Source organism: uncultured Pseudoteredinibacter sp. (genome assembly GCF_947502065.1).
Taxonomy (GTDB): Bacteria; Pseudomonadota; Gammaproteobacteria; order Pseudomonadales; family Cellvibrionaceae; genus Pseudoteredinibacter.
Map to the genome: position 1 here is coordinate 12,715 of NZ_CANMYE010000014.1, position 25,789 is coordinate 38,503.

At 43.6% G+C, this 25,789-nt stretch carries 17 protein-coding genes and 1 pseudogene; 2 read left to right on the forward strand and 16 right to left on the reverse strand.

Annotated features, from left to right (window positions below; genetic code table 11):
* From tviB to Q1A41_RS19345, 13 genes and pseudogenes are all read right to left on the reverse strand, one after another.
* Complete coding sequence (gene tviB / locus Q1A41_RS19285; RefSeq protein WP_299982497.1) at nt 1-1,275, reverse strand: Vi polysaccharide biosynthesis UDP-N-acetylglucosamine C-6 dehydrogenase TviB; 1,275 nt, start codon at nt 1,273-1,275, stop codon at nt 1-3.
* A 632-nt stretch (nt 1,276-1,907) separates the two neighbouring features.
* A complete protein-coding gene (locus Q1A41_RS19290; RefSeq protein WP_299982499.1) occupies nt 1,908-3,077 on the reverse strand; it encodes a hypothetical protein in 1,170 nt (389 codons plus the stop codon).
* 3 nt (nt 3,078-3,080) lie between these two features.
* Nucleotides 3,081-5,243, reverse strand: coding sequence for a bi-domain-containing oxidoreductase (locus tag Q1A41_RS19295; protein WP_299982502.1), 2,163 nt, complete (start codon nt 5,241-5,243; stop codon nt 3,081-3,083).
* Nucleotides 5,240-6,658, reverse strand: a complete 1,419-nt coding sequence (locus Q1A41_RS19300) for a hypothetical protein (RefSeq protein WP_299982506.1) — start codon at nt 6,656-6,658, stop codon at nt 5,240-5,242. Before Q1A41_RS19300 ends, Q1A41_RS19295 begins: the two co-directional genes overlap by 4 nt.
* A 4-nt stretch (nt 6,659-6,662) precedes the next feature.
* On the reverse strand, nt 6,663-7,793 hold the full coding sequence (locus tag Q1A41_RS19305) for a glycosyltransferase family 4 protein (protein ID WP_299982509.1): 1,131 nt from the start codon (nt 7,791-7,793) through the stop codon (nt 6,663-6,665).
* Entirely contained in the window at nt 7,781-8,881 is a 1,101-nt protein-coding gene (locus Q1A41_RS19310) for a glycosyltransferase family 4 protein (RefSeq protein ID WP_299982512.1), read from the reverse strand. Before Q1A41_RS19310 ends, Q1A41_RS19305 begins: the two co-directional genes overlap by 13 nt.
* On the reverse strand, nt 8,856-10,763 hold the full coding sequence (gene asnB, locus Q1A41_RS19315; RefSeq protein WP_299982514.1) for an asparagine synthase (glutamine-hydrolyzing): 1,908 nt from the start codon (nt 10,761-10,763) through the stop codon (nt 8,856-8,858). Before asnB ends, Q1A41_RS19310 begins: the two co-directional genes overlap by 26 nt.
* Nucleotides 10,763-11,824, reverse strand: coding sequence for a glycosyltransferase family 4 protein (locus Q1A41_RS19320; protein ID WP_299982593.1), 1,062 nt, complete (start codon nt 11,822-11,824; stop codon nt 10,763-10,765). Before Q1A41_RS19320 ends, asnB begins: the two co-directional genes overlap by 1 nt.
* Nucleotides 11,825-11,871: 47 nt before the next feature.
* Nucleotides 11,872-13,269 carry an oligosaccharide flippase family protein gene (locus Q1A41_RS19325; RefSeq protein WP_299982517.1) on the reverse strand — a complete coding sequence of 466 codons (1,398 nt, stop codon included), beginning with the start codon at nt 13,267-13,269 and terminating at the stop codon, nt 11,872-11,874.
* Nucleotides 13,266-13,469: pseudogene (locus tag Q1A41_RS19330) on the reverse strand (DapH/DapD/GlmU-related protein); the annotation flags it as partial. The pseudogene Q1A41_RS19330 and the gene Q1A41_RS19325, both read right to left, overlap by 4 nt.
* A 308-nt stretch (nt 13,470-13,777) precedes the next feature.
* Nucleotides 13,778-15,019, reverse strand: a complete 1,242-nt coding sequence (gene wecC / locus Q1A41_RS19335; protein WP_299982520.1) for a UDP-N-acetyl-D-mannosamine dehydrogenase — start codon at nt 15,017-15,019, stop codon at nt 13,778-13,780.
* Nucleotides 15,016-16,155: a UDP-N-acetylglucosamine 2-epimerase (non-hydrolyzing) gene (wecB, locus tag Q1A41_RS19340; protein WP_299982522.1), complete on the reverse strand. Its 1,140-nt coding sequence runs from the start codon at nt 16,153-16,155 to the stop codon at nt 15,016-15,018. The genes wecC and wecB overlap by 4 nt, the downstream gene beginning before the upstream one ends.
* 15 nt (nt 16,156-16,170) lie before the next feature.
* Nucleotides 16,171-18,081 carry an exopolysaccharide biosynthesis polyprenyl glycosylphosphotransferase gene (locus Q1A41_RS19345; RefSeq protein ID WP_299982525.1) on the reverse strand — a complete coding sequence of 637 codons (1,911 nt, stop codon included), beginning with the start codon at nt 18,079-18,081 and terminating at the stop codon, nt 16,171-16,173.
* A 1,192-nt stretch (nt 18,082-19,273) separates the two neighbouring features.
* Here Q1A41_RS19345 and Q1A41_RS19350 point away from each other — a divergent pair.
* Together Q1A41_RS19350 and Q1A41_RS19355 are read left to right on the forward strand one after the other, a co-directional pair.
* Nucleotides 19,274-20,017 carry a hypothetical protein gene (locus Q1A41_RS19350; protein ID WP_299982527.1) on the forward strand — a complete coding sequence of 248 codons (744 nt, stop codon included), beginning with the start codon at nt 19,274-19,276 and terminating at the stop codon, nt 20,015-20,017.
* A gap of 114 nt (nt 20,018-20,131) precedes the next feature.
* Nucleotides 20,132-21,505, forward strand: a complete 1,374-nt coding sequence (locus tag Q1A41_RS19355; protein ID WP_299982530.1) for an O-antigen ligase family protein — start codon at nt 20,132-20,134, stop codon at nt 21,503-21,505.
* Between the two features lie 170 nt (nt 21,506-21,675).
* On the opposite strand, the gene Q1A41_RS19360 is transcribed toward Q1A41_RS19355, so the two are convergent.
* The 3 genes from Q1A41_RS19360 to Q1A41_RS19370 form a co-directional block, all read right to left on the reverse strand.
* Nucleotides 21,676-23,316, reverse strand: a complete 1,641-nt coding sequence (locus Q1A41_RS19360; RefSeq protein ID WP_299982533.1) for an SH3 domain-containing protein — start codon at nt 23,314-23,316, stop codon at nt 21,676-21,678.
* Nucleotides 23,317-23,400: 84 nt separating this feature from the next.
* Nucleotides 23,401-24,819: a mannose-1-phosphate guanylyltransferase/mannose-6-phosphate isomerase gene (locus Q1A41_RS19365; RefSeq protein WP_299982536.1), complete on the reverse strand. Its 1,419-nt coding sequence runs from the start codon at nt 24,817-24,819 to the stop codon at nt 23,401-23,403.
* A gap of 351 nt (nt 24,820-25,170) precedes the next feature.
* A complete protein-coding gene (locus tag Q1A41_RS19370) occupies nt 25,171-25,752 on the reverse strand; it encodes a transposase (RefSeq protein WP_299982537.1) in 582 nt (193 codons plus the stop codon).
* Nucleotides 25,753-25,789: the final 37 nt, after the last annotated feature.

Genomic DNA, 25,789 nt, shown 5'->3' on the forward strand with positions numbered 1-25,789 from the left:
TTACAACCTAATATCCGACTGAGTCGAGCCAAAAACGTACTTCAAGTCGCAAAAAACATGAATGTCTTTTCCAAACTCTCTTATATTAGCGCAACCAAGCTCATAGAACTCGTCATGAGCAACGGCAAGAATGATACCATCGTAGAAATCCGGCTTTGGAGATTCCACCAGGTCGATCGCATACTCGGACAAAGCTTCCTCCGCACTTACCCACGGATCGTATACATCTACGAAAATCCCGTATTCACGTAGCTCTGATATTACATCAATAACCTTAGTATTTCTGATGTCGGGACAGTTCTCCTTAAACGCTAACCCCATTAGGAGTATCTTTGCCCCTTCAACTTGAATCTTTTTCTTTATGAGCTGCTTAACGGTAAGTGAAGCAACATACCGTCCCATCCCATCATTTATCCTCCTACCAGCCAAGATCATTTCAGGATGGTAACCAATAGCCTGTGCCTTGTGAGTCAAATAATATGGGTCAACACCTATGCAATGCCCTCCCACGAGGCCCGGGCGGAACGGGAGAAAATTCCATTTCGTACCTGCCGCTCTTAATACAGCCTCCGTATCTATATTCATCTTGTTAAAAATTAAGGCCAATTCATTAACCAACGCGATATTCACATCCCGCTGAGTATTTTCAATAACTTTCGCAGCCTCAGCAACTCGAATACTTTCCGCTTTATACGTGCCTGCGCTTATAATTAATCGATAGACTTCATCAATAAAACTAGCTGCCATATCACATGAACCTGAGGTAACCTTCAGTATGTTAGTTACTCTGTGTTCTTTGTCACCAGGGTTAATTCGCTCGGGGCTATATCCAGCATAGAAGTCTGTGTTAAGTTTAAGTCCCGAGACCTGCTCAACAATTGGGATACAAACCTCTTCAGTCGCACCAGGATACACGGTAGATTCAAACACAATGTAATCTCCAGGAGAAACAACCGCACCTATCGTTTCCGAAGCCTTTCTCAAAGGAGACAGATCGGGCGCCTTGTTATCATCAATAGGCGTAGGAACTGTGACTATATAAAAATTCGAAGATTTTATATCGCTCAATTTATCTGTGAGAGTAAGTTTAACTGAGCTCTTTAACTGCTCACTTGATACTTCCAAAGTCGAATCAAAGCCTTCATTCAGAGCTTCGATGCGATTTCTATTTACATCAAACCCAACGGTTGAAACTTTGCTACCAAACTCAACCGCCAATGGCAGCCCGACATACCCCAAGCCAATTACAGCCAATCTCAATTCATTAAGATCCATCTCAAAATCCCCAAATCAAATATACAGTCAAATTTCAAAGGCCACTGAAAAAGTGTTAGGCATTAAAACTCATCGCCTATCGCAGCCAACTCAGAAAAACTTACAATATGATAGCTCCTCTCGGAAAAGCACATTAACTAACGCACCAATAGTGGAGAAAAACAAACATTTTAAAAACCTTAAAGCAAGGTCAAACGAGAATTCGCCAATAAACCTTTACCTTTCACATTGGGTCAACCTCAACTATACAAAGCACATACTAATACCACCCAAGCCCTTGCCTCTGTCACACCCACCTCATCTTAACAAGTCAAAACTATGCTGCTTATTAATGATGATAAACAAACAATCTAGACTGATTGCTCAGCGCTCAGGAGGTATCCAATGTTCTTTAAACACTAAAAACCAACAACCCGGAACGATCTGGCCTTCGTTTTTTAACTTCACCACCCGTAGCCCACGAGGATCGAACCCTTGCCCAGATAATAAATCACCATACCCGCTTAACTGCACCTCTTGAAAGATGCACACAACCGAATCCAGAGACTTTAAGATTTTAACCGCCACAGTCCTGCGACTACTACGTCAAAGTTAGCTTTACACCTTAACCTACGCTGGTAGAGCATGAGATCCTAAATAAAATTTCTTTTCCTTCGATTATAGTAAGAAAATGAATAGTAAACCCAAGCCTGAGTCCAGCGGGTATAATCAATACGATTAGTGTACCACTTCGTTTTTTGATAAAAGAACTTACGACTTCTCGGGCAAAACATCTGTTCTATTGATCGACTAATGACTCTATCTGCCAGTGCATAATCTTCTTTACCCCCGCCAACCCCCAACAAAGTAATAATTGCCTGAGCAACAGAGTGCATATCCAAGGGATATACGTTGTCGTTATAGTATTTTGCATCAAATGAATCCGTAAAGAAATTTTCCCTATAATACTTGTAACCTAAGTCAATAGATTCAGTTAATTCTGATTGCTCTAAGCTAGAACGAATTAAAGACAGTGCCTCCAAATTGTACCCTGTGTGAAAACCGTCAATAAACTGATGATGACTACTACTGCCATAAACCCAAGATCCATTTTCGAGTTGATCTCTAACCGATTGACGGGCAACTAACAATGACAGGTCTCTATACCTATCATTATTAGTTTCGCTCCCAACAAAAGCTACCCATGCCGCGCCCCAGAGGCTCGCATTATGAACAAATGCCGTTTCACCTGGTATATACGCGAAATAGTTTTTGGAGTCGTGGAAAGTGTAAAGTTTCTCAACAATAAAATTAGCAGAGCTAAATGCTTCTTGGATATAATCCGACCTATTCAATAACCTACCAAGTCTATATAGTGCTTGAGATACATAGATAGTAGTTATCACATTGGGCTTTCCTTTTGGCACGTAAAATGCTCTAGCCTTCCAGTCAAAATGATAGCCCCAACAGGAATCTGGCCATATTTCTGGATCACTTTTCACAGACACCAACCAATCAGCCAATTCTACACAAACATCTCTAATATGGTGGTCTTTGACAGGCAAATCATTTTCAATCATCCCTAAAATATATAAAGCTATACCTTTGGGGTTCCTCATTTTAGGAATCAGCATCGCAGGCCGGAAGTTGATAGGGGATACTTTATGAAGTTGTGTCCAAAGCAAACCTAAGATCCCGTTTTTAAGCACTGGCATGCATGTAAATATCCTACTATTTAAGCCATCGAATGGATCGTGCCCGCAAAAGTTAGACTCCCTAGACTTCTCAAGTATGGACTCAGTGATTTCATCGATAAAATGCATCTGCTAATCTTCCAAAATTGACGAATCAACCTGCATAATCGCACCGCAAATAATAGATTCAATAGACATTATTGTCGCTATACTGCAGCTAATTAGCATATGGTAGTCGATGCAGCTCTTCCCACTGCGCAAAGAATCGAGCCAGGCATTTACCATATTACGCTGCCCCTTGTCCTGCGTTCTATGCCTGATAGTTTTACCTCCCTCCGTACTAGAGAATAACCTCAACTCCTTAAAATCATCTATAATCGCCCCCAACCCACCACCAAAAACTTCGATGTATTCTTTTGGAATACTCTCTGCACCACTTGAACAGTAGATAATATTCGCTATTCCGCCGTTAGCGAATCTCAAGTTGATTGTGACATTATCATTCGTTATCGCGGGACAGCTATCATTTTCAGTAGCAAAAGCTGAGACGCTAACAGGCACAGCGCCTATAATTGCAGAAGCCATATCAATGAAATGACACCCCTCACCTATCACCCTACCGCCACCTACTGACGGATCCTGAATCCAGTGGTCACTAGAAACTTCCCCTGCATTAACTCTAATATTCACAACCAATGGAGATTTAATATGTTGAAAATGTCTAATAAGCTCAATTGTAAAAGGGGCAAACCGCCGATTGAAGCCAACCATTAAACTAGATTTCGCCTTTCCGTAAGAAGAGTGAACTTCGGATAAATCATCAATAGAGAGAGCTAAAGGTTTTTCAACATATACATGTTTGCCCCGATTTAGTGCCTGTACGACCGAATCCGCATGAGTATTGTGTCTTGTAGTGATTACTACGGCATCTGTGTTATCACCCAACAGGTCCGAAAAGTTAGAGGAGCAAAAATCGAAACCAAACTGTCTCGAAACACTCTCTGCCGTCCGGCCACTGGCTGTCACAATTCCAACAAGATGGGAGCAAGACGTTGACTGAACAAGCGGGAGAAGGGTCGCTGTAGAGTAGTTCCCTCCACCATAAAAAGAGAGCCCGATCTTATCTATTGAGGCCATTCTTCGGGGTGTGGTAACTTTTTTAGACGCAACAGCATCAGGATTGTAATTAAGCATAATAGCCAAGTATGGATCGGTTTTTCTCCCGGCGATTAAGTCATAAGCCTCCTCCGCACGATCCACATCAAAGCGATGAGATATTAGCGACTTAACATTGACATTACCGGTCGAAACGAGATCCAAAAACGACTTCATATTTCGCTGCTCGGTAAACCGAACATAACCGTACGGATAATCGTGCCCACCTTCCTCATAACTCGAATCGTACCGCCCTGGGCCATATGAACGAGATATAACTACATTAATTTCCTTTTTAAAATAATCTTCACGCGGAATATCCATTTTGACAGCCCCAACAACAACAACGCGGCCTTTTTCTCTCGTTACACGCCCGCAAAGCTCTATTGGCTGATTGCTATTACTACCAGCACAAACTAAAACCCCGTCGACCCCTTGATTCTCGGTTAGATCTCTACATAATTTCTCTAAGTTTGAACCTGGATATATTCCAAATGCTCCGTACTCCTCTGCCAATTCCACCAACTTGGAGTCCAAATCAATTGCCAATACCTTACACCCGTTAGATCGAAGTAGCTGCACACTCAATTGACCTATCAGCCCAAGGCCAATAACCAAAAATGTTTCCCCTAACTTAGGTTCCGCCAGCCTTAAACCCTGCAATGCAATTGAGCCAACTGTAGCAAAAGACGCTTCTTCATCCGATAAATCGCACGGTATCTTAACTGCCAAATTCTTGGGAATGGCGACATAATCTGCATGATTCGCATATCCGGCGCCTCCACACGCAACCCTGTCTCCGGGTTGTAGCCCCTCAACTAGACCACCAACCGCCACCACCGTACCTGCGCAGCTATAACCGAGAGGGGAAGGGGAATCCAACCTTGAGCTAACAGTTTGAAATGTCTTCCTAACTCCTTCATCTCTCAGCTTTCGAAGAACCTGTTTCACGAGATCCGGGCGCGCCTTTGCCTTTTGGATCAGATTTTTATTCCCCATGTCGACTTTACTTTTCTCTGTCCCCGCACTAATAACAGAACACGAATTTTTGACCAAAATGAATTTATCCGACAAGGCTGGAATCGGAACATCTTCTATAGAAATTTTACCGTCACGCAAGACCTGAACTACTTGTTTCAAAACTTCCTCCCTCTGTGTTGATCTTGTAAACTTGCAAACGAGGCCCAATTAGCAACCCAAATAAACAACGTAGCCCTAGCCATTTCCCAGTAATTATCTAGAAAACCTAGAAGGAATACGAAAAAAGTTCCGCAAAACGCAAAAGCACAAATCCCCACACTACTATGCCGCCTAAGGCTTTCTTTAAGATTTCCTAGCGAGAACAGTAAAAGCCAGAAATACAAAAGAATACCAACGAATCCCCCAAAAAAACCTAGCTCTCCTAACAACGTCAAATAGCTAGAGTTAGGGTTCGACAATTGATAACTACCAAAAACGATTTCTGACCTAAAATTACTAATGTACTCTAGGTCATAAGGGCTGAATCTTGGCTGAGTCTGACCAAGATACTCTCTTATTATTCCAGACACTCCTGATCCATCTTTTATTAAAAACTCGTAACTAAAAGTGTAATACGACCTACTGGTGTAGTTTCCTGGACCAACCCCCAAAAAGAAATTCGCTATCTCGTCTCCCCACATATCCATCGTGGCAGCGTAAGACTGGAATTTCCCGAACTGCAATATAAAATATGGATCATCCAATATATCTAGAAAATCACCATACTTTAGTCTATCCGAGTTATCGAAAAGAGAATCAAGCATGTAAACAACTGATACGGCAGCAACCGCCAACAACCCAAGTACTGAAAATATTCTCAGCGCATTCCTGCTGTACATAAAATATATAAACACAAACACCACCACCAAAAAAAACGGTAGCGCCGCCCTATACTGAAGCAAAAAGAAGGTTCCAACTACAAACGAAACAAACGCAAATAAAATACCTACGCCAATTCTCCTTTCATAAAACAAACCAACACCAGCCCCAAGACTTGCCACCAAAAAAATCGAGAAATAATACGCATTAGCTCCAAAAGTACCGGACAGCAAGTCCGGATTCCCGCCCGAGGAGATATAAAGCGGGTAACTCACAAATATTACAACAGCGATGTTTATCAGAATCAAATACAAGAACGTCTTTTGAATTAGTAGCGAAGAGCCATAGTCCTTACCTACCAATCTAGTTAGAACAAAGAAAATCAACGGACCCTCATAAAATCCTGCAACATATAGGACAAACGCCGGAAAATATACTGTTGCCACATTCCCCAAAAATGAGATTATTAATAGAGCGAATCCAACCACCAGGATCAACTCAAATTTCTTTAAGCAAGCGCCTCGAAAAAACAAACAAAACACAGTTGCAGATAGCGTTAGAACAAAAAAAGGATAGTTAATTACATCTACTATTTTTGGCAGCAAGCCGAACGTCTCGGTGAAAAGCCGGCTAGAAACCATAAAAACAATTAGAGCCGCCACCAAGTAAATAAAACATTTTCTTATCCCCAAAGTTTTCGATTGCAAAACCTGCATATGACTATCTCAAACTTTCGAAATTAGCAACTAGATTGTCAACAAGCCGACTTTCCGTAAACTCATCAACATAAATTTTTCTAGACATTTTAGAAAATTTCATCCGCAACTCAGGGCAATATAGAAATTCAATATGTTTAGCAATATCCTCAGGAGTTCCTACAGTTAGAAATCCATTAACACCACTTCGCACCGATTCTGATATTGCCCCTTGGTCGGTAGCGATAACTGGCAACCCTGCTGCAAGAGCCTCTAATATTACCCAGGGGTGACCCTCAGGTAGCTGAGGAGGAAAGACAAAAACATCGGCCTTCGCTAAGAGTGCTCTTTTTTCAGCCTCATTAACTTGACCAACAAATACTATTTTCTTTGCGAACTTTGTAGACAAAAGATTTTCTATATACGATTCGACTTCGGCATCCCTTGATGCACCAGCGACAATAAAAGCCAATTCTTTCTCGCTTTTTTCAATAAGTATTTTCGCGGCCTCCAAAAACTCCAAAATCCCCTTACGCTTTTTTAAGTTAGCGAGAAAAAGTATGTTCATCTCGCGCTCATTCTCACTCAAAAAGTAGTTTTGAGATTCATTAATCTCCAAATCCTTTCCGTTAGGCACCACCGAAATTCGTTCAGGTGGCATAACTTCTTCATACAGATACTTCAAACATTCCCCCAAGACCAATTGCCGATCTATCTTAGCCTGAATATATCTCACATATAGCTTTACCAGAAAATTTTGATCTTCGTACCAGCTTTTAAACTCACTCCCCCTAAGATGGGCTACAACCCTTAACCCAAACAACTTGGCAATTAATACATATATCGAATCTTTAAAATATGCCACAGTGCTCTGAGCACACTGAAGGTAGAGCAAGTCCGGTTTCACCTTAAAAATAACCGTTATGATTTTTAAGTAAGTAAATAAAGCCCTTGTAAGACTAGTTATCGAAAATCGACCTAAAGTCCCAAAATCCCTATTGAGAGAAGTATCAACATGTGTTAACTCAACCAATTCAGTTAACTTGGAATCTAAAATAATCTTGTTTGCCAGAGTTGGTCCAATAATCGGAGGAGGGATAGCACCCGCCAACAGCACTTTCATCTTTGGAAGTTCTGAATCATTCAGACTAGGCACAAAAATCCCTCCGCCATTTTCTCAAGAGAACATGACTCTACAGCCGTTCTCCTAGCATTTAGCTTAAATTGCCTCAACTTATCTGAATCACCCAATAGCTCTTCAACTTTTTGTGCGACCTGGTTCGAGTTATTAAAATCGACAATAAATCCATTCTCTCCACTTGAGATTAACTCTGCCACACAACCTGGATGCTCAGATGCAATAACAGGCACGCCAGAGGCCAAACTCTCCACAACCACCAAACCCCATATGTCGTACTCGGAAGGAAACATAAAGAGTGAAGCAGACTCGTAAAATTTCGGAAGATCTTCTTTTTGGATAAATCCATGAAAATTTACCATTGACGAAAGCCCATTACTATCAACATAACTTTCTAGCTCCTGCCTAGCCGAGCCATCGCCAACCAAATCTAGAGTAAAGTTCACATTCTTTCTTGCAAGTACTTCAACAGACTTTATTATCAAATCTACTCGCTTTAACCGTTCTAAATTACCAACATACAAAATTCGTCTTTCGTTCGGCTCTTTCAATGGAGTACTTAAGAAATATTCAACATCTACACTATTTTTAGCTATTGAAATAGACTTACGATTAATGCATATATCCTCTAAATATTTCTTAGCGGTACTTCCGTATGCCACACCCCCAGACACTAGCAAACCTATCAACCGCCGGTAAGCTTTTCGAACCCAAGAAACTCGCCTGTGCTTATTATGTATCTCTCCAGACCATACGTACGTTTTTTTAAAAAATAGCTTCGCATAGACAATCGACTTTACAGCACAAACTCCAAAGCCTCCGAAAACCACCACATCTGGCGAATACCTGTACATAAGTCTAAATAGACCGACATAGCTAAAGGACGCTGATTCGCCAGAGTTTATTCCCAGTTCTCTACTTTCCAGAAATACGTATTTAAATTTGAAAGATCTTTCACTAACTTCCCAATGTCTTCTTGAATAACTTCGCGCCCCAAAGACCACAATTAGCTCCACGCCGACTTTATACAAAAGGTCATTTAAGCTGTTGAAAAAGGGGACCCTGTACGGCGTTGGGATATTAGTTATTACCATCATTTTTTTCATGTAATTCCCCCCACCTAATTATCCACTGAACAATAAAGTAGATATTCCATATCACTGTAGATTCTCGTCGCTGCCCCCTCGCTCGCTTAAGATACCTAAGGGTTTCAGGGACATTAAAAATAGGCATAATCGACTGAGAGTCAACAAGATTTTTTTCTACCAAACTGGGAATTACTTCTCCCAACCAATCATCAACAGGAACACAAAAACCCATCTTCTTCCTGTAGAGGATATTTTTGTCTACGATAGGCTCCATTGATTTTTTTAAAATATACTTGGGAATTCCATTTTTATACTTCAATCTAGACGGAATATTCATCCCAAACTGTACTAACTCATGATCCAAGAAGGGAACTCTTGCCTCTATCGAATGGCTCGATGTTATTTTATCCATCCTATATAAAAAATAGTTGGGGTGAACGTCCATTAACGAGGAATAACACATCCAACTAACAGAGTCCTCGCGTTCGAAACCAGACCCAATATAGCCATCCATTAACTCAACAGCATTTTGAATATATGCTACAGGGCGATCACCCGAGAGCATGCGCGATATATCTCGAACCACATTCGGCTTAATACCTCCATCGCCCGGCGCATAGGCCCCCAAACCAGCATTTACCCTTCTCAAGTACTCGCCTAACCTAGAACCTTTCGCTCCACTAACATCTACCATCTTCAGCAGCACCCTCGGAATAAAGGACACTCGCAACAGTAAATTCGTTATTCCTTCGACTTTTTTGTACTTTGCCCAGCTCTTGTACCCATAAAATATCTCATCAGCACCGTCACCCGTAAGGATAACCTTGGTACCTTTTGTTTTTGCCTCTTGAGACAAATAATGAATTGGTATAGAGGTTGGATCCGCTAAAGGGTCATCAAAGATTTCAACCATATTAGGCAAACTCTCGATCAGAGACTCTTTATTCACCATTACAGTTTTGTGATCGGTATTGAATTGTCTTGCGACTTTTTCCGCATACTCTATTTCAGTAAAATCTTCTGCACCTTCAAATCCAATACTAAACGTATCGATACTATCTCTTGAGTGCCTTCTCATCAACGCAACTATCGCGCTTGAGTCAACCCCCCCACTAAGAAAGCATCCAATTGGCACATCACTTTGCATTTGCCCTGATACCGCACATGATAACTTTTCAAGCAGCAAATTGGATACTTCATCTTCAGTCATTCTCGAAACCAATTTATCTCTTGCTAAACTCCAATAGCGATTGACTTTGATTTCCCCACCATGACTGACTTCAACATAACATCCAGGAGGAACTTTCTTCACATACTTATATACTGTCTTATTCCCACTTTGCCTATTTGATGTCATGTAATTCTCAATTGCTTCATCTTCGACATCAGGGATAAACTCATCGAGGGTTGACAAAGCAGTAAGCTCGGATGAAAAAGCAAAGAAGCTTCCGTAACTGAAGTAATATAGAGGCTTAATACCCAACCTATCTCTTACAAGGTAGAGTTTATCGTCATGCTTCTTATACAACGCGAAAGCGAACATTCCGTTTAACTTGGACAGCGCACCCATCCCCTCTTGGAGCAGAATCTTCTCCAATACTTCAGTATCGCAAGTCGAAGAATAATTTTTATCGGAAATGAAACCTTTTAGACTATTACAGTTATATAATTCGCCATTGTATACGAGAACAATATCTTCGTTGTCTATAGGTTGATCTCCATCATTAGAAAGATCCAGAATGGCTAGCCGCTGATGTCCTAACACCATTGACCCATTATAATTCTCCCAAATCCCGCTAGAATCCGGCCCACGATGTAAAATAGCGCTATTCATTTTTTGAACTTTTCTCGCCATATCTTCGCCTTCACCGTGACACCAAACCCCATTGATACCACACATCACATCTCCCTCAACTTGTAGAGCTTTAGGTACTGCTTCGAAGAATTTTCGTATGTGTACTTCCGCCTAACATACGCTCTGCCTTTCTCTGCTACACTTTCTCTGTAAACCTTATCATTCATTAATCGCCTCAAAATACTCTCAAGGTTTCTTTCATTACCTGCAACCAGGCCACCTTCAAACCTCATATGCTCCACCACCCCTGGTGAGTCAGCCATTACAATAGATGGCAACCCAAATCCCATCGCCTCGACCACAGAATTCCCAAAAGACTCCGACTTGTCAGTTGGAAATATAAAACAATCCATTAGTCTTAAATAGTTAGATACATCCTCTTGCTCACCTACAAAGAAGCAACGATTTTCTACCGATAACTCAATAGCTAACCTTTCTAACCTTGCCCTATCAGGTCCATCACCCACTATACATGCAACAACGCCTTTAACAGATGCAACAAGTCTTAGGAGATATTCGACTCTTTTAAGCGCACGTAAATTAGCTGTAATTCCGATGCAGAAATCAACAGTGCTTATTCCAATAGCTTGCCTCAATTCACAAGCTTTTTCTTTAGACACCAACAAATCAAAGTCCACCCCATTGTAAGTTACCTCTACATTCTTACCCTTCAACTTAAACAACCGTTTCGCTACTTCAGCCGCATGCTCTGTATTAGCTGACACAGAGAAATGCCCCCCTCTTAGCAACCACCCTATTGCTCCATAAGTAGACTTCCGCTTTAACCCGTAGTTGTGGTCTCCAGCCCTATGGGTGTATACAAACTTTACGCCTGATGCAAACAACGAAAGATACATTTCAAATGGTTGGGGCGAATGAAAATGTACATAGTCCATTCTTTTAAAAATATTGATTATATCTATCGAATAACGAGGGTCTAATTTTCCTCTACCTCTAGCAACTGAAACATCCACATTCAGCTCGCTAACTCGCTGAGCGTAGTAACCGGGATTACTTAAAACTAATAAACTAGGAATTACGCCCTTTTGCCCAACCTGACTTCTTATTAATTGATATATTGCGCGTTCGGCCCCACCGACACACATACTATTGGACACATGTAATATGCGAATACCATCAATGTTTTTACTGATCAACTCCTCGCTCCCCAAGAATGGACAATAGCTGGAAGATAAAACGTTGAGGTAGCTATCAAAGAGAACAAAACTGAGAAGGCAAGCCCGACAATCCCCACCGCACCAACTTCCACAGCGATAAGCACAGTTAGAGCAGTAAGAAACATCGAATACAGGAGCGCCATGAACACACTAGTGAACTGCTTCTTACAGTCCTCCGTGTATTTATACAAATAATAACCGCTTAAAATATAGTTAACTAATTTAGAAACTGTATACATAACACAAGCCCCCTTTAGCCCAAATATACTCCCACCCAACACAAGCATAGCTGTCACTATAAACTTTAAAATGGATAAATTTATAAACTTGGTCACTTTCCCTACGGACGGATAATATATATTTAGTAAACCGTCTAAAAGTTGAAGCGCGATTCCAAGTGCAGCTATAGGAAATATCCCAACCAAACCAAGCCACTCTTCTCCTAAAGCAGACCTCACCAAGTATTCCGAGTATACAAATGCAACCGAACATAAGGGAAATAACAACAAAATAGAGAAGCTGGAAATCGAAGCGAGTTTTTCTATAGGAAAATTATCCTTCTCTTTCGAAAAGTACGGAAACAAAACTGTAACCATAACCTGCGTGACTTTCCTTAGGGGCGAAGATACAACCTTCATTAGGAACGAATAAAGCCCAAAGCCTGATGCCGACAGGGCCTTGGAAAGTATTAGGAGATCAATGTTCTTCTCAAAGTAGACTATCACTTCTCCAATTTTGTACTTTATGGAATATTCTACCAATCCTTTTACTTCGCTAAAATTGAAGTATAGCTTTCCGGGCCAACGATCTGAAAACATAAATATTACTAAGTAACCAGCGTGAAGCAGCACAAGTTGTATAACAAGCGCATATACACCATAACTTGCGAAAGCCGCATAAACTGCTACCATCCCCGATATAGTAACTGACACCACATCGAACACCGCCAGCCTTGCAAATTTCATTTTTTTTTCATTTATCCTCCTCTGAATTATATAAAGAGGCCTCATAACAAATATAAATGAAAACAAGGGGATTAATTCAGACAGTTGATTCTGGCCAAAAATACTCACTGCTATTGGACGCAATAAGTTCAACACAAAAACGGAACATACTCCCAGAGCCAACCCAAGCCAAAAAAGGGTCGATATCTGGTTCTCGGATATGTGTTTTTTATTTATTATTGCTTGCCCAAAACCCACACTAGATAGCATTGTTACAAAATTTGAAAACAGAAGAATCATTGCAATCAGCGCAAAGTCTTCAGGCTTAAGGTATCTAGCCAACACCCCCACAACCAATATACTAAATAGCTGCTGGTAAACCGCAGACAGAGCAGTTACTCCACCGCCAAGGAATAAGCGCTTTATCATAAACAAAGTTTTCTACGTTCTAATAGCTCCTCAGTCTTGCAAATAACCTTGGCAGGGTTTCCACCAACGACTGAGTTCGCGGGAACATCTTTGGTAACGACCGCACCAGCGGCAACTATCGCACCCTCCCCTACAGTAACCCCCATTAGAACTATCGCTCCAAATCCAATGAACACACCGTCTTCTACAACCACCTCTTTAGTTACAGAAGGTCGACCTCTCTCAAAGCCCATCAACCTGTTTGTCGATGCATCATGCCCTAGGACAGTGCAGCCCGTAAGCACGCAGTCACTACCAATGGTAATCGGATCTCTGCCTCCGTTACCAAACCTCACGGTCTTGTAAATTGCTGTGTTTTCTCCTATTTCCATTCCTATATTTCTGTAAAATTGCGCCACCTCATACGCATCTTTAGCCAATGTAAATAGTAACTTGCTTTTTAGTTTTCTAAATATTTTCAAGATATTCATAATTGCTTCCATATCTCATACCAGTATTACTCCGTACACTAGAATATACCCTTAGTGTCTATAACTACTTTTTCACTTAACAACCTGCGCTCTATAGAGAGGAACTCCTTATGATCTACTAACAGAACAATTATATTCGCTCGTTCCAATGCAGGGACTACTGGTAATAGCTCCAGTCCTTTTGACGCTAGACTTTCAGGCAGGCTGGTAATATTCGGCTCTACCACCAAAACCTCACCAATTCCCATTTCAGAAACTTCTTCAACAATTCTCATAGACGGGCTTTCTCGAAGATCATCTATATCAGCTTTAAAGGTCAACCCAAGAAAAGCCAGCACTGGTTTTTTGTATTGATCTGCTGATTTTATAACTTTGTCAATAACATGATACGGCTTTCGATCATTTACCTTTCTAGCCTGCTGAATCAACTTCGCTTCTTCAGGACAACTGCTTACTATGAACCAAGGATCAACGGCAATACAATGCCCTCCGACACCAGGACCAGGGCTCAATACATTCACCCTTGGGTGTCTATTTGATAGCCTTATTAACTCCCATACATTTATTTTCAATTTCTCGCAGATCACCGACAACTCATTTGCGAAAGCTATATTCACATCCCGGAAAGCATTTTCCGTCAGTTTCGCCATTTCCGCAGTTCTTGATTTCGTAGTTATACATTCACCTTTAACGAAAATTTTATATAATTCCACCGCTTTACGGCTGCACTCAGCAGAAAGACCTCCAACCACACGATCATTGGTCACTAGTTCCTGGAGCACCGAACCGGGCATAACCCTTTCTGGACAATGAGCAATTTTAATATCAGCTTCCTCCCCCTTATCAAGTGGAGTTGTTAGATCAGGCCTATATTCTTTTAACCAACACGCAACTTTCTCAGTAGTACCAACAGGAGAGGTGCTCTCTAGTATCACTAAATTTTCTTTGCTTAATGCTGGCGCTATAGACTTAATAGCTTCTTTAATATAACTGAGATCTGGTTCATTGTTCCCCACCTTAAATGGTGTCGGCACAGCAATTAAGAAAGCTTCCGCTGGCTCTGGCTCAGTTGTCGCTCTAAGCTTTCCTGTTGTTACGGCAGCCTTCACTACGATATCTAGATCCGGCTCGACTATATGCACCCCACCGCTATTAATTGTATTAACAGCTTCTGTACTGATATCAACACCAATAACATTGACACCTCTAGATGCTAATATGGCTGCAGTAGGCAGCCCTATATAGCCCAGCCCAATAACGGATACGGTTTTAAAATTCATATATTTACTACTCGCTTTACACCTGGAGCTAATGATTCTGATATTCTGCTGCATGCCATGCCATCACCATAGGGATTGATAGCTTTAGCCATATCCTTGTAGCTTGAACGTGACTCGAAAAGCCCACTTACCGCATTAACTATTCTTTCAACACTCGTACCAACTAACCTAACTGTTCCTGCATCTACAGCCTCTGGCCTTTCAGTGTTTTCTCGCATTACTAAAACAGGCTTACCCAGAGATGGAGCCTCCTCTTGCACTCCGCCAGAGTCGGTCAAAATTAGATATGATTTATTCATTAGGTATACAAATGGGAGATAATCTAGAGAGTTGATTAAGTATACATTTTCCAAGTTATTTAAAAGTCGATTTACAGGCTCTTGCACATTTGGGTTTAAGTGAACTGGATAAACGATTTGGGCATCTGGATATTTATTTGCTATTTTTCTTATAGCTTCACATATCCTCTCAAAGCCACCACCAAAAGATTCTCTACGGTGGCCTGTTACGAGTATCATTTTCTTATTATCATCGAGAAATCCAAAGCATTTCGCCGCTGTTGCTCTGAGCTCTTCATCCTTATCCATTCGCGCTACTACCCACTGCAAAGCATCAATTACCGTGTTCCCAGTAATCCAAATATTCTCTTCAGGTATTCCTTCAGATAAGAGGTTTTGCTTTGACTTTTCCGTTGGGCAGAAATGATAAGACGCTATCGCACCAGTCAGCTTTCTGTTCATTTCTTCTGGCCAGGGTGAGTATATATTTCCGGTACGTAAGCCTGCCTCAACGTGGCCAACTGGTATTTGTTCATAGTAAGCTGCCAAACTCGCCGCGAAGGTTGTTGATGTATCACCGTGCACTAGTACAACATCTGGCTTGCTATCGCGTAGCACCTCTCTCATCCCTAGGAGAATTTTAGAGCTGATATCGTATAGATCTTGCCCCGGCGCCATGATATCTAAGTCATAGTCAGGTTTTAGTTCAAATAAACCCAACACTTGATCCAACATTTCTCTATGCTGAGCTGTTACACACAACACACTTTCGAAATTCGGATTTTTTTCTAGAGAACGCACCAGTGGCGCCATCTTTATGGCCTCTGGACGAGTGCCAAATACAGTTAGAATTTTCATTAAAGATCCCTCTACTTAGTAGATATCCTTCGCAAAAAGCGTGAATGGCGTCTTAGCCAATATCTTCATATCCAGCCACAGCGACCAGTTATTGATATAGGCCATATCAAACTCCACACGCTTTTCCATTTTATCCAGCGTTTCTGTTTCACCGCGGCAGCCGCTTACTTGGGCTAGGCCTGTGATGCCAGGCTTAATTCTGTGGCGCGCTAAATAGCGGTTTATTTTTTTGCTATAAAAGTGATTGTGCGCTACTGCGTGTGGGCGCGGGCCCACTAGGCTCATGCGGCCCTGCAATACATTTATTAGTTGGGGCAGCTCATCGATGGAAGTGCGGCGAATAAATTTACCTATGGGGGTTACTCTATCGTCGTTTTTGGTCGCTTGTTTTACTTCGCCGCCTGCCTCATCGTGTTGGCGCATGCTGCGGAACTTCCACACTTCAATAATGCTGCCATCCCAGCCGTGGCGCTGCTGCTTAAAAATTACTGGGCCTTTCGAGCTTAGTTTTACCAGTGCCGCTATGGTTAGCATGATGGGCGATAGCGCAATTAGGGCCAGTAATGCGATGCTTCTATCCATTAAGTCTTTTAGCACGGTAGATAAGCGCGAGCTGGTTAGCGGGCTTTCGTTTAGTGATATCAGTGGTACGCCGCCCACTTCACGTACTGAGTGGTTTACTAGGTTTAGGGCAGAGATATCTGGTGCCCAGATGATGTCTACATTGGCATCCATTAGCTCGATGTTTAGTTTGCTTACTTGTTGGGATAGCAACATAGGCAGGGCTATGTAGATGCGTTTTATGCCGCAGGCTTCTACGATTTTTATTAGCGAGCTGATGTGGTTTATTTCTGTGTAGGCGGCCAGCTCTTCTAGTTTTTGTTTTTGGGCTTGGTTTTTGTTGTGGTTTACTACTAGGGATAGGCGGTTTGTGAATGAGGCTGGGGCCGCATTTTGATTAGTGGCTTCGATTTTGGGGTCAGATCCCTTGGGATCTGACCCCGTGTGTGGCGTTGCTTCGCTCGCCTTGAACTCTGTGAAGGCGGGTTTGTTTAGGTAGGTGCTGCTTAGCTTGCCGATGATGGGGACGTTGGCTAGTTTGCGGTTTAGCTTTACGTTGAATAGGCGCTTGCGCTTTTGGGCGAAGACATCGAGTGTTTTTTCTTCGCCTAATTCTTGTGCGGCTGCGTATTCGCTTTCGGCTACGCTGGTTTGTAGCCCTGGCTGTAAATCCGGCTCGCCCTCTACTTTAATTGTAGCCACTACATTATCGCGCACCCATGGGTTGCGGTTTAGGCTGTTTACTAATTGCTGGGCGATTGCTCCGCTACCGATAACTAATGTGGGTATAGAGTGGGAATGGTGAGCGCGATACATACGCGTTAAATAATGGAAGGCAAAGTAAGCAGCTATTTGGCCTGCCCATGCTGTTGCAAACCACACTAATAAAACTTCGCGCGAATAGGTGACGCTGGTTTTGGTAATAAAACCCAGCACTGCCAACAAAGCGACTGTAGTAGCCCATGCAATACTAATGCGCAGCACACTATTAAAGTGCCCTGTCGATCGGCGGTGTATGCCTTGGCTGCTATATACAAAGGCAATGGCAAAGGCACTGAGCACCGCAAGCACACGATAGTCAGAGCTGATAGCACCCATCTTTATATAGGCAAGCGTGCAAAGGCTGGCAACTACCCAAGCGATATCGCAGGCCAGTTGTAAAAATGCCACTAGGTTTTGATTGTTTTTTAGCAGGCGCCGGCCTTGAGGCACATCTACCCCTGCCTGGGGCAATATTGCCTGCTGAATAGCTTCAGAATTTACGGCGGCGCCAAATGCCGGCTCGTTTAACCCTGCCTGCTGTATGTTGTTGTTTGCTATATGCTCGCCTGCCATATTGGCGGCGTGATTTCCCTGTGACTCCATGATCCGCTCCGAGCGTTGTCACATTCCTATTAATCCGTTACATCCTGGATTTATGTCAGCCGTCTGTGCAGCCTCTTACATCTATTTACTTCTACGCTTATAACCTACTGATCTTGCAATTGGCCGTTTTTATAAATGCTGGCATATATAAAAACAGACAAAAAAATGCATCAAACATGAGCGCTAATCACCTTTAAGGCACTCTTGTTTATTTCATTGGTTTGGGGGCTTTATGTTTATCGAAGGCTTACTCTTATTCTTTCGCTAGAGCTAATAGCTTCGATTGATTGGAATAGTTGGTTGGCTTAGCGCGGCTTAATACCACTGTTTACCGCAGCGTTATGTCAGTAAATCACCGTCCCGGTGAACTTCATACCGACCGCCGCTTGTAAAGCCAACCCAGCAGTTTCTGGCCTCCCTTTAGCTCACTCTTTTTGGCGCGCTAATCTACCCTTTTAACTGCGAGAACACCCTATTTCCCTTGGCCTTTTCCAAACTCCGTCTTAGAAATCTCCCTGGTTCTTTATGTTGAACCTAATAAATTTGATCCCAAATACTTAGCTGGCAGAATCTTATCTTGCCACTATGTAATTTTTTTTACGGATTTAACTTTATTACTTTTTAACTATAAATCCTTAAGAATTGGCGAGCAGTCTAAGTAATTAAGTTGATGCGAGCAACATTATTAATGTGAGCTGAATCACGATTTTGTGGTTTTTGGTGTTTTAAGCGACAAAATGTCGATAACTGGCTGGACAACTCGGTTTTTATAAGATTAAGGAATTTGCAGGCATTTTTATAATAACCAAAGGGATTTAATAAGGTTTGTATTTTTAGGAGTTATATAAACTTTAGAGCCAGAGTATTTGTCGTTTTTTCAGGGTTAGCTCGAAATAAGACTTTAAAACTAAACATTCCTATCAGTTAGCTTATACGACAGGCACTTAAGTTTTGTCGCGTTAGTCGTTTTTTTAGGAAATTTTATTTACCTAAGTTCATTAGCTTTGTTAGAATTTTAAGTGGTCTTAGATTGCAGCGCCATTTGCGATTGTTAATGCTTCCTTAGAAGATGTACGGCTGACAGTACTAGAGGTATCCAAAGCACTTAAGCAACCTAGGCAACACGGCGCAAAACAGCATTGAAGCTGCAATGGAAGAAAAAGCGATTGAACGCATTCAAGGAGAAACCTCAATGCCTAGTTTATTCAGAAAGGGCGTATCGCCCCTGCTGTTATCATTGCTATTGCCTTTAATGGCCAATGCCGATGTAGCATCCGATTTATCCAATAATGTTCCTATTGCCGATGTACTGGCAAATGCTATTGCTGACGGCATGACTGCCGAAGAAGCCGTAGCCGTTATTGCGGCCAATGATGCCTCACAAGTAGCTGCCGCTGTAGCAGCGGCTGTAGCGGCTAACCCGGCGGCGGCTGTAAGCATTACCCAAGCGGCTATCGCTGCAGTGCCAGCCCAGGCGGCGGTGATTGCCTCAGCTGCAGTTAGTGCGGCGCCTAATAATGCACAAGCTATTACCAATGCAGCAGTAACCGCAGCACCTACCGCAGCTGAAGCGATTGTTGGCGCAGCGGTAACAGCGGCCCCACAAGTGGCAAATAATATTGTACAGGGTGCAACTCAAGCGCAACCTGGCAACAACACTAACTTTGTTCAGGCCGCGATTGCTGCCAACCCAACGGTTGCAGGCCAAGTAACCGGTGCGACGGCGGCTGGTGGCCAGCAAGGTAATGCTGGTGACTCAGGTAATACTGGGAATACCGGTGATACCGGCAACACTGGTAATACGGGCAATACCGGAAATACCGGTAACGCAGGAACTGGTAATGCTGGAGCAGGCGGTGCTGGTGGCGCCGGTGGTTCTGGTGGTGCCGGCGGCGGTGGTGGCGGCGGCGGCGGCGGTGGTGCCAGCCCTGCCTAAGCTTTGTGTTTACGGCTTAACGTAAACATACATTACATAATAAAGCGCCCTTTGCGGCGCTTTATTTTTGTCTGCAACACCCTGCCTTTATAAAAATAACTTTATGGATGATGTATGAGCACCCTGCTATCGCAATCAGGTAATGCCATTGTTAATAGATATTATTATTGGTTCTTGGGCTTACTCGCCTGGATGCCCCTACCCTTAGCCAGCAAACGTATTTGGGCGAGCATGTTGCTGTGCATTTGGGTATATGTTCTTAGCGCCTTTGTTATTCGTTTTTATATTGTTCATGCCTTGCAAGTACCTAAGCCACTTAGGGTAGCCTGGCCCGCCTTTTTACTGCTGGGGCTAAGTTTTAGCTGGCAGTTGTATTTAAGTATACAAGCCAATATTGATACCTTTTCGGCCTATTTAAGCAGCATGCTTGCGCTGGCTTATATATTAATATTCTTGCTGTGTTTTTTGCTAATCAATAGTACAGAGCGAATTAAAGCTTGTGCCTGGGTGTTGGTGCTTAGTGCGCTGTTTCAAGCCTTGTATGGCAGCTTTATGAATTTAAGCGGTATTGAGTATTTATTTTTTGTTCCGAAGGATACTTACTTTGGGGTTAATACCGGTACTTTTGTGAATCGCAATAGCCAAGCGGGTTATTTAGTGATGTGCAGCTCGATAGGTATTGGTTTGATGATATCTACCTTGGCCAGTACGCCGGCTAAAAGTATTCGAGAGCATGGCCGGCGTTGGATGCAGGCGATTTTAAGTCGCAAAATTATTTTGCGTTTAAGCCTGGTGATGATTGTTGCTGGCCTTGTTATGACCCATTCGCGCATGGGTAATACCTCCTTTTTTGCGAGCTTGATGATTATTAGCCCGCTGGCTTTGATTCTTGGGCGTTTTAATAAGCGGGTAAAGAATAAAGGCTCATGGAAAGGTTTGTTTGTTTTACTGGCCAGCTTGGTAATTATTGATATTGCTGTGGTGGGTACTTTTTTTGGGGTAGATAAAGTTGCTCAACGTTTAGAAGCTACTGCGAGTGAAAAGGAAACTCGTGATGATGTCGTTAAAAATGCAGCCCCTTTACTTGATAAGGTTTATGTGACGGGTTTGGGGGGCGGTAGTTTTTATACGGCCTTTCCGGAATATCGTACCTATGAGACAGGGCGCTCTTTTTATAATTTAGCGCATAATGATTATCTGCAGTTTATGTTGGAATTTGGTTTGATTGGCTTTTTGCCTTTGCTGTTGCTTTGTATGGTGGTTTTTTATTTGGGCTTGGCGACGCAGATGCGGCGTGGGGATCGATTGCTGCGAGGAATTGGTTTTGGAGTGGCCATGGCGGTTTTAGCGATGGGGATTCATGCTACGGTGGATTTTAACTTGCAGATGCCGGCGAATGCTGGGACGTTTATGGTGGTATTGGCGCTTGGGTTGATTGTTTATTATTTTCCGAATCAAGGGAAGAGGAAGCGTCGGGGATTGAGTTAGGGTTTTTGGTGTTTGATGGGGTGGCTGGGGATTTTGGATCTCGGCTTCGATTTGGGGTCAGAACCTTTTGGGTTCTGACCCCGGGTTGGGTTTGGGCGCTATGGTTAGGGCATTTGGGATCTCGGCTTCGAGGTGGGGTCAGAACCCTTGGGTTCTGACCCCTTTTTGGTTTAGTTCTTTTTGCTGCGGCCGAAGGCGGTTACTGCGCAGCGGTGTGAAAGTAGATCTACGGTGCGGATGTTATAGTCGCCGCCGCTGGCTTCTAGGGTGGTTACCATTTGGTGGCTATTGGACTCTTGTTCTACTTTGTAAATTTGCTCTTGATTTAGTGGGTAGCGTACTGGATCGCCTTCGGCCATGCCTACTAGCAGATCAGCTTCGCAGCGCACTTTTGCACGGGTGATATCTGGCTCGCCCTGTAATGCGAAGCGCATGGTTAGTTCGCAAGCTTTTACTTCTTTATCGTCGGTGCGTTGGCAGGCTAGTAGTTCTTTTTCTAGGGTTAGCAGAACGGGTTGGCCTGTTGGGTTTGATTGTCTTTTTCTTGTTGTAGCGCTGCTTGGTTTTGCTTGTTCGGGCTCAGCAAGGGAAGCATTGCCAGCCAGGCGATCTTTAAAGCTTGGTGTTGTGGACGTTGGCGGCTCGGTTTTTGCGCTTTGTTTTTGCATTGGGTGGTTGCTGACGAGGTTATCTGGGTTTTCTTCTGGCCATGGGGTTTTGTTAGCGGGCTGGTTGGGCCTCGCTGCTGTTTTTGTGCTTGCTGTTATTTGGGTGCCGGTATTAGGGTCAGAACCGATTGGGTTCTGACCCTGGGTTTGGGCTTCTGCTTTTGTGTTTGCTGCGGTTTGGGTGCCGGTATTAGGGTCAGAACCGATTGGGTTCTGACCCTGGGTTTGGGCTGCTGCTTTTGTGCTTGCTGCGGTTTGGGTGCCGGCATTAGGGTCAGAACCGATTGGGTTCTGACCCTGGGTTTGGGCTGCTGCTTTTGTGGTTGCTGCGGTTTGGATGCCGGTTTTAGGGTTAGAACCGTTTAGGTTATGACCCTGGGTGTTTGTTGGCTTGGTGGCGGATTTGGGGTCGGAACCCTTGGGGTTCTGACCCCGGATTGGTTGAGGTTTTACCTTTGTTTTTGCTAGGGCGTTTATTGTGGCCCAGTCTTTTTTTAGGAAGTGGGCAGCTACCCAACCGTGTAGGCGTTTGCCATCGTTGTTTGGATCTATGGTGGTTATTCTGGCCCAGCCGTTATCTTTGTTATACACCATTACTGGGTGCTCAAATGGTATGGCGCTTAGGCGGATGTGTTTGGTGCTGGGGCCGCTGCGCACTTTTAGCGATTTAGTTTTCACTTGATGTGGTACGCCTTCACCTATGGGGTGAGGCTGTACTAACGCGGTGAATTCTGCAGCGTTGGTTTTTTTATTTCTTTTTGGGCGGTTCGATACTGGGTCTACTTTAATATAGCGTGATGACATCCAGCCAGTGCGTTGTTGTTTGCCCTTGGGTAGGTTTTTATTGATAAAACTGACTTCTGTCCACTCTCCTTGTACGCGTAAGCGAGTGACTACATGGCCTTTATTTAGCTGGCTAATGCCGGGGTAATCAGAGCCTGGGCCTTGGCGAACTTTGACGAAGTTGGCGGTGATTACGCCGTATTCGGCCGCTTGGGATTTTGGGGTTGTTATTGGGGTGGTTAGTAGGGTGACTAGGGTTAGTGCCAGTAGGTAGAGTGGGGTCAGACCCCGTGGGGGTCTGACCCCGGTGGTGGTGTTGGTGAAGCTGTTTTTAAACTGGCCTATTTTTGCTGCTGGCATTTTGTTCCCTTGCCTTGTTTTGGTTTTTTGGCTTCGAGGTGGGGTCAGACCCTATGAGGGTCTGACCCCGACTTTGCTTGCCTTTTATTCTTTTGTTCTGCCGTAGTCGTCTTGTAAGCGTACGATATCATCTTCGCCTAGGTATGAGCCCGATTGTACTTCAATCATTTCTAGGGGAATCATACCTGGGTTTTCAAGGCAGTGTATTACACCGATTGGGATGTAGGTGGATTCGTTTTCGCTGAGTAGTAGTGTGTTGTCGCCGTTGGTTACCTTGGCTGTACCACTAACCACGATCCAATGCTCGGCGCGGTGGTGATGTTTTTGCAAGCTAAGTTTTGCACCTGGGTTTACGGTAATACGTTTTACTTGGTAGCGCTCGCCTGCGTCGATGGAATCGTATTTGCCCCATGGGCGATACACTTCGCGGTGCTGCACATGTTCGCTGCGGCCTTCTTTTTTTAGTGTGCTAACAATATCTTTTACTTCTTGCACTCGGCTGCGATCAGCGACTAACACAGCATCTTTGGTATCCACGATGACTAAGTCATCTACACCGATGGTGGCGATTAATTTTTCTTGAGCGATAACAAAGTTATTGTGACTGTCTTTATCTATCACGTCGCCTTGGTGAACATTGCCATCAGCATCTTTTTCTTTGATATCCCATAGGGCCGACCAGCTGCCGACATCGCTCCAACCAGCATCCAATGGTAATACTACCGCTTGATCGGTTTTTTCCATTACTGCGTAGTCGATGGAATCGTCTGGGCAGGCTTCGAAGGCTTCCTTGTTGATTCTTAAGAAGTCTAAATCGGCAGCAAGGTTTTGAGAGGCTTGCTCGCAGGCTTGGAATATATCCGGGCGATATTCTTTTAGCTCTTCTAGATAACGATCAGCGCGGAATAGGAACATACCGCTATTCCATAAGTATTCACCACTGGCTAGGTAGCTTTCTGCGGTGGCTAAATCTGGTTTTTCTACGAAGGCATCTACCTTAAAGGCATCGGCTTGGGCTTCGCCTTGGCGAATATAGCCATAACCTGTAGCGGGGCTATCGGGTACGATGCCGAAGGTGACTAGCTTGCCATCGCGGGCAATGGGTAAAGCCTGTTGTACGACGCGCTGGAACTCTTGAGTGTTTTCTATGACATGATCGGCCGCCAATACCAATAAAAGCTGGCTGCCCTCACCTTTCTGTTGAGCTCTAAAGGCTGCCAAGGCAATGGCTGGGGCGGTGTTGCGGCCAATGGGCTCTAATAAGATTTCGGCTTTGGTATCTAACTGGCGTAAGTGCTCGGCTACCAAAAAGCGGTGTTCTTCGTTGGTAATAATGGTGGTTTGGTGATCGGCCAAGCCCTCAAGGCGCTGCACGGTTTCTTGCAGCATGCTGCTGTCGCTATTGAGGTTTAGAAACTGCTTCGGATAGGCCGTGCGGGACATAGGCCACATGCGAGTACCCGAGCCACCAGCCATGATGACGATATTCAGATCTGCAGACATTTTTCAATCCTTTGTTTTATGTTGGTTATTTAATGGACTCTCGCTATTCCTTACACCCTGTTAGCGAGTTACTGCGTCCTGCATAGCACGGTAGAGGTTAGGCCTCTATTATTGCTGTTTAATTTAACATTTCGTGGGCCAAAGCCCAATGGCTGAAATTGATCAATTTTGGTGGCTAGATTTGGGGCGTAAGGGGTCAGATCCCGTGGGATCTGACCCCGGGTGTGGGCACGACGGTTGTGGCCTTGCTGTTTTCTATGGAGGAGCTGTGGATTCGTTTTAGTACTGGCTTTGAATTTTAGATCACGGCTTCGACGTGGGGTCAGATCCCTTGGGATCTGACCCCGAGTGTTAGGTGGTTCGGATTGATTGGATTTGTTTGGGGTTTAACGCTTCTTGGAAGAGGTTTTGGTAGTTGGTTTGTTTTTGTTCTTTGGTATTTCCTAAAGAATCATATATGGAATGAGCTGTTGTAAGATTGTCACTTTTGCCAAATGCATTGCAGTTGTAGCTGGACCATTTGTATTGGCTAGGGTGGTTAACTAAGCCAGCTCGGACGGGGTTTAGCTCTACGTAACGATAAGCACACAACAGGTAACTATCGTGAGTAATTTGCTTTGAGCGGTAGCGGCCTTGCCAAAGTGTGCCACTGCGCTGGTATTTTTTGTTGTAGTAGTTGCTGTAGGCAATGCTTAGGGTTTGCATCATTTTTGAGGGGGCGTTTGATTGCTCTGCTGTACAGAGTAGATGGATGTGATTACTCATGAACACCCAAACGTGGATGCTTACTTTGTAATGGCTGGACTTTGTTCTTAGTAGGCTTAGGTATTTTACGTGGTCTTGCTCGTCGTGGAAAACTTGTTGCCGATTGCAGCCGCGCTGGACGATATGGAGGGGAATGCCTGGGGTGGTTTGGCGGGGCTGTCTTGGCATTTTGGAGTTACCTTTGGGGGTTGGATTTGAGCTTTAG

What these genes read in the sequence shown, in the direction of transcription:
- Q1A41_RS19365 (WP_299982536.1), bottom strand. Translation starts at nt 24,819, where the DNA reads ATGTCTGCAGATCTGAATATCGTCATCATGGCTGGTGGCTCGGGTACT.
- Q1A41_RS19360 (WP_299982533.1), bottom strand. Translation starts at nt 23,316, where the DNA reads ATGCCAGCAGCAAAAATAGGCCAGTTTAAAAACAGCTTCACCAACACC.
- Q1A41_RS19310 (WP_299982512.1), bottom strand. Translation starts at nt 8,881, where the DNA reads ATGAAAAAAATGATGGTAATAACTAATATCCCAACGCCGTACAGGGTC.
- Q1A41_RS19325 (WP_299982517.1), bottom strand. Translation starts at nt 13,269, where the DNA reads ATGATAAAGCGCTTATTCCTTGGCGGTGGAGTAACTGCTCTGTCTGCG.
- wecB (WP_299982522.1), bottom strand. Translation starts at nt 16,155, where the DNA reads ATGAAAATTCTAACTGTATTTGGCACTCGTCCAGAGGCCATAAAGATG.
- asnB (WP_299982514.1), bottom strand. Translation starts at nt 10,763, where the DNA reads ATGTGTGGTATCAATGGGGTTTGGTGTCACGGTGAAGGCGAAGATATG.
- Q1A41_RS19350 (WP_299982527.1), top strand. Translation starts at nt 19,274, where the DNA reads ATGCCTAGTTTATTCAGAAAGGGCGTATCGCCCCTGCTGTTATCATTG.
- tviB (WP_299982497.1), bottom strand. Translation starts at nt 1,275, where the DNA reads ATGGATCTTAATGAATTGAGATTGGCTGTAATTGGCTTGGGGTATGTC.
- Q1A41_RS19370 (WP_299982537.1), bottom strand. Translation starts at nt 25,752, where the DNA reads ATGCCAAGACAGCCCCGCCAAACCACCCCAGGCATTCCCCTCCATATC.
- Q1A41_RS19320 (WP_299982593.1), bottom strand. Translation starts at nt 11,824, where the DNA reads ATGTGTGTCGGTGGGGCCGAACGCGCAATATATCAATTAATAAGAAGT.
- Q1A41_RS19355 (WP_299982530.1), top strand. Translation starts at nt 20,132, where the DNA reads ATGAGCACCCTGCTATCGCAATCAGGTAATGCCATTGTTAATAGATAT.
- Q1A41_RS19300 (WP_299982506.1), bottom strand. Translation starts at nt 6,658, where the DNA reads ATGCAGGTTTTGCAATCGAAAACTTTGGGGATAAGAAAATGTTTTATT.
- Q1A41_RS19290 (WP_299982499.1), bottom strand. Translation starts at nt 3,077, where the DNA reads ATGCATTTTATCGATGAAATCACTGAGTCCATACTTGAGAAGTCTAGG.
- Q1A41_RS19345 (WP_299982525.1), bottom strand. Translation starts at nt 18,081, where the DNA reads ATGGAGTCACAGGGAAATCACGCCGCCAATATGGCAGGCGAGCATATA.
- wecC (WP_299982520.1), bottom strand. Translation starts at nt 15,019, where the DNA reads ATGAATTTTAAAACCGTATCCGTTATTGGGCTGGGCTATATAGGGCTG.